The following is a 4,195-nucleotide window of genomic DNA, read 5'->3' on the forward strand; positions in this document are numbered from 1 at the left end:
ACCAAGATCGTCGACGACTACAACGCGAGCCAGAAGAAGTACAAGGTCAAGATCCAGGCCTTCCCGCAGGACTCCTACAACCAGTCGGTCGTCGCGGCCGCAGCCTCCAAGAAGCTGCCGTGCATCCTCGACATCGACGGCCCCAACGTGCCGAACTGGGCCTGGGCCGGCTACCTCGCCCCGCTGCAGGGCCTGGACGGCACGCTCTCGAAGTTCCTGCCCACGGTGCTCGGGAAGTACGACAACCAGACCTACTCCTACGGCTACTACGACGTCGCGCTCGTCATGGTCACGCGCAAGACGATCCTCGACAAGTACGGCATCCGCGTTCCGACCGTCGACCAGCCGTGGACCAAGGACGAGTTCGAAGCGGCCCTGAGGAAGATCAAGGCCTCCGGCGACTTCCAGCACCCGCTCGACCTCGCGACGAGCGCGACCGGCGAGTGGTGGCCCTACGCGTACTCCCCGATGCTGCAGAGCTTCGGCGGCGACCTCATCGACCGCACCGACTACACGTCCGCCGACGGCGTGCTCAACGGGCCCAAGGCGGTCGCGTGGGCGACGTGGTTCCGCAGCCTCGTCACCGACGGGCTCATCCCGCTGAAGTCCGGCGCCGACCCGGCCAAGGACTTCATGAGCGGCAAGTCGGCGATGCTCTACAACGGCACGTGGACCGCCGTGGACGCGCGCAAGGCGTTCGGCAAGGACGCCCTCTTCCTCCCGCCGCCGGACCTCGGCACCGGCCCGAAGATCGGTGGCGGCTCGTGGCAGTGGGGCGTCTCGACGAGCTGCTCCGACCAGGCCGGCGCCATGGACTACATGAAGTTCGCCGCGCAGGACACGTACGTCGCGAGTGTCGCCCGCGACACCCAGAACATCCCCGCGACCGACGCCGCGGCAGCCCAGGTCAAGGGCTACGAGAAGGGCGGGGAGAACCAGGTCTTCCTCGACTACGCGAAGAAGTTCGCCGTGCTGCGGCCGGTCACGCCCGGCTATCCGTTCATCGCGACGGAGTTCACCAAGACCGCGCAGGACATCCTCAACGGCGCCGACCCCAAGCAGTCGCTCGACCAGGCGGTCAAGGACATCGACGCCAACCAGAAGTCCAACGGCTACTTTCAGTGAGCGACTGAGATGACCACCATCACTGCGGCCGAGAGGGTCTCGGTGGCGACGGCGCCGAAGAGCACTCCCATCAAGGGCTCTCGCTCCTCGACCACGACAGCGCTGCTCATGCTGGCGCCCGCCGCGGTCCTGCTCGTCACGTTCCTGCTCGTGCCGATCGGGCTGACCTTCGGCCTCGCCTTCACCGACGCCCGGCTCGTCTCGCCGCGGCCGGCCCAGTTCATCGGGGCCGACAACTTCGTGCGGCTCTTCGAGGACGAGACGTTCTGGAAGTCGCTGCGCAACACGATCATCTTCGCGGCGGTCATCGTGCCGGTGCAGTCGGCGTGCGCGCTCGGCCTGGCGCTGCTCGTCAACGCGAAGATGCGCGGGGTCAACTTCTTCCGCACCGTCTACTTCCTGCCGGTCGTGACCTCGATGGTCGTCGTGTCGATGCTGTGGCTGTTCATGTACCAGAAGAACGGCCTGATCAACCAGGTGCTGCTGAAGTTCGGCATCGAGGGCCCGGACTGGCTCGGTGACCCGAAGACGGCGCTGCTCGCGATCATCCTCATGTCGGCGTGGCAGGCGATGGGCTTCCACATGGTCATCTGGCTCTCGGGGCTGCAGACGATCCCGGGCGAGCTCTACGAGGCGGCCGAGCTCGACGGCGCCGGCCGGTGGGAGAAGTTCCGCTACGTCACGTGGCCGGGGCTGCGGGCGACGCGGACCTTCATCCTCATCACGATCACGATCTCGGCCTTCGCGCTCTTCACGCAGGTCAACATCATGACCCAGGGCGGCCCGCTCGACTCGACCTCGACGGTCGTGCTCATGGCCGTGCGCACCGGCTTCCAGCAGCAGCAGACGGGCTACGCGTCGGCGATCTCGCTCGCCTTCTTCGTGCTCGTCCTCGCCGTCACCCTCGTCCAGCGCTTCCTCACCCGTGACAAGGACGTCCGATGAGCACCACCACCGCCCTCGACCCGACCCCGAACCCGACGACCCCCGCCCTCGACCCGGCCACGACGGCACCGCGCCGCCGCAAGCGCGACGGGCGACACGGCATACGCCATCTCGTCGGGCTGGTGCTGCGGCTCGTGCTGTGCCTCGTCTTCGGGCTGCCGCTGGTCTTCATGTTCGTCAGCAGCTTCAAGCCGGACCTGCAGATCTTCGGCGACCTCGGCAGCTGGAAGGCGTTCGCGCCGATCGGGGACCTGTCGCTCGAGAACTACAGCGGGGTCTTCGGGCGGGTGCCCTTCGCGCAGTTCCTGACCAACTCGGTGGTCATCACGGTGACGACGGTCGTGCTCGGGCTCGTCGTCAACTCGATGGCGGCCTTCGCCCTGTCGCGGATCGGCTTCCGCGGCGCCGGCATCGTGCTCGCGGTCATCCTCGCGACGCTCATCGTGCCGTTCGAGACGCTGGCGCTGCCGCTGCTCTGGTGGGTCAACAAGCTGCCCTTCCTCGGGCCGGACGGGCTGAGCGAGGGGTGGCTCGACACCTACCAGGTGCAGATCGTGCCGTTCATCGCGAACGCGTTCTCGATCTTCCTCTTCTACCAGTACTTCGACTCGATCCCGAAGGAGCTGGACGAGGCGGCGAAGGTCGACGGCGCGGGGTGGTTCCGCATCTACCGCAGCATCGTCATGCCGCTGTCGGGGCCGGCGGTCGCGACGGTCGCGATCCTCACCTTCCTGCCGACGTGGAACCAGTACCTCTGGCCGCTGATGTCGGTGCAGTCGGAGGAGCTGCGGCCGGTCATGGTGGGGATCGACTACTTCAAGCAGCTCAACACCTCGTGGGGGCAGATCATGGCGTACGCGTCGATGATCACCGCGCCGGTGCTGGTGTTGTTCGTGGCTTTCCAGCGGTCCTTCATCAACTCCATCGCCAGCAGTGGCGTGAAAGGCTGAGTCGTGTTCAAGCTTCCCGAGGCGTGGGTGTGGGACTTCTGGACCGTCGACGACGGCGAGCAGTACCACCTGTTCTTCCTCTACGCGTCGCGGGCGCTGCACGACCCGCACGCCCGGCACTACCGGGCCTCGGTCGGGCACGCGGTGTCGTCGGACCTCACGAACTGGGAGCGGGTCACGGACGCGCTCGTGCGCTCGGACGCGCCGGCGTTCGACGACCTCGCGACGTGGACCGGGTCGGTCGTGCGGCACCCGGACGGGCGGTGGTTCATGTTCTACACCGGCTCGACGCTCGTCCCCGAGACGGGCGCGAACCGCCAGTCCATCGGGTATGCCGTCTCGACCGACCTCTACGAGTGGCACAAGGCGCCCGGGCCGGTGCTGCAAGCGGACGGGGAGATCTACGAGACGTATGCGCCGCCGCCGGAGGGCAACTGGCACGACGAGGCGTTCCGCGACCCGTGGGTTCTTCGCGACCCGGACGGGGATGGGTGGCACATGCTGATCACGGCGCGGTCGGCTTCCGGTCCGGCTGGGGATCCTGCCGATCGGGTGGACCGCGGGGTGGTCGGGCACGCGTGGTCTGCTGACCTGGAGACGTGGGAGCTGCGGCCGCCGCTGAGCTCGCCGGGGCAGGGCTTCGGGCAGCTCGAGGTGATGCAGCCGTTCGTCGTGGACGGCCGGCAGGTGCTGCTCTTCAACTGCCTCGTCGGGGACATGCCGGAGGCGGCGCGCTCGAGTGGGGTGACCGGCGGGGTGTGGATCGCGGAGGCGGAAGGGCCGCTCGGGCCGTACGACATCGCCGGCGCCCAGGTCATCGAGGACCCCTCGCTCTACGTCGGGAAGTTCGTCACCGACCGGGAGACGGGGGAGACGAAGTTCCTCGCCTTCGTCCACGACCGCGACGGCGCCTTCGTCGGCGAGATAACCGACCCGTATGCCGTCACCTGGGAAGGCGACCGTTTCGCGCTCACGCCGGCGCTGACCTCGGTTGGTTCGTCAGGGGACTGAGCATCGGCGCGCTGTCGCCTCCCGCGTTTTGGGGGCCGCAATGACTAGGCTTCCTGTGTCATTGCGGCCCGACGGGCTTCCTACGGACATGCCCCCCACACCGCACGAGTCACTTCGTGCTGCCAGGGGACCTGTTCGTGCACCTACTCCGGACCTCCGTTCGA

At 67.6% G+C, this 4,195-nt stretch carries 4 protein-coding genes; all 4 read left to right on the plus strand.

What is annotated here, in order from left to right; all coding sequences use genetic code 11:
- The coding region (locus ABD194_RS18720) for an ABC transporter substrate-binding protein (RefSeq protein WP_343994298.1) at positions 1 to 1,125 on the plus strand (1,125 nt) is incomplete at its 5' end.
- 9 nt (positions 1,126 to 1,134) lie between these two features.
- Entirely contained in the window at positions 1,135 to 2,070 is a 936-nt protein-coding gene (locus ABD194_RS18725; RefSeq protein WP_425580027.1) for a carbohydrate ABC transporter permease, read from the plus strand.
- Positions 2,067 to 3,020 carry a carbohydrate ABC transporter permease gene (locus ABD194_RS18730; protein ID WP_343994300.1) on the plus strand — a complete coding sequence of 318 codons (954 nt, stop codon included), beginning with the start codon at positions 2,067 to 2,069 and terminating at the stop codon, positions 3,018 to 3,020. The genes ABD194_RS18725 and ABD194_RS18730 overlap by 4 nt, the downstream gene beginning before the upstream one ends.
- A gap of 3 nt (positions 3,021 to 3,023) precedes the next feature.
- Complete coding sequence (locus ABD194_RS18735; RefSeq protein WP_343994302.1) at positions 3,024 to 4,031, plus strand: glycoside hydrolase family 68 protein; 1,008 nt, start codon at positions 3,024 to 3,026, stop codon at positions 4,029 to 4,031.
- The last annotated feature ends 164 nt before the right edge of the window (positions 4,032 to 4,195 follow it).

It is taken from the genome of Terrabacter terrae (assembly GCF_039529575.1).
GTDB lineage: Bacteria > Actinomycetota > Actinomycetes > Actinomycetales > Dermatophilaceae > Terrabacter > Terrabacter terrae.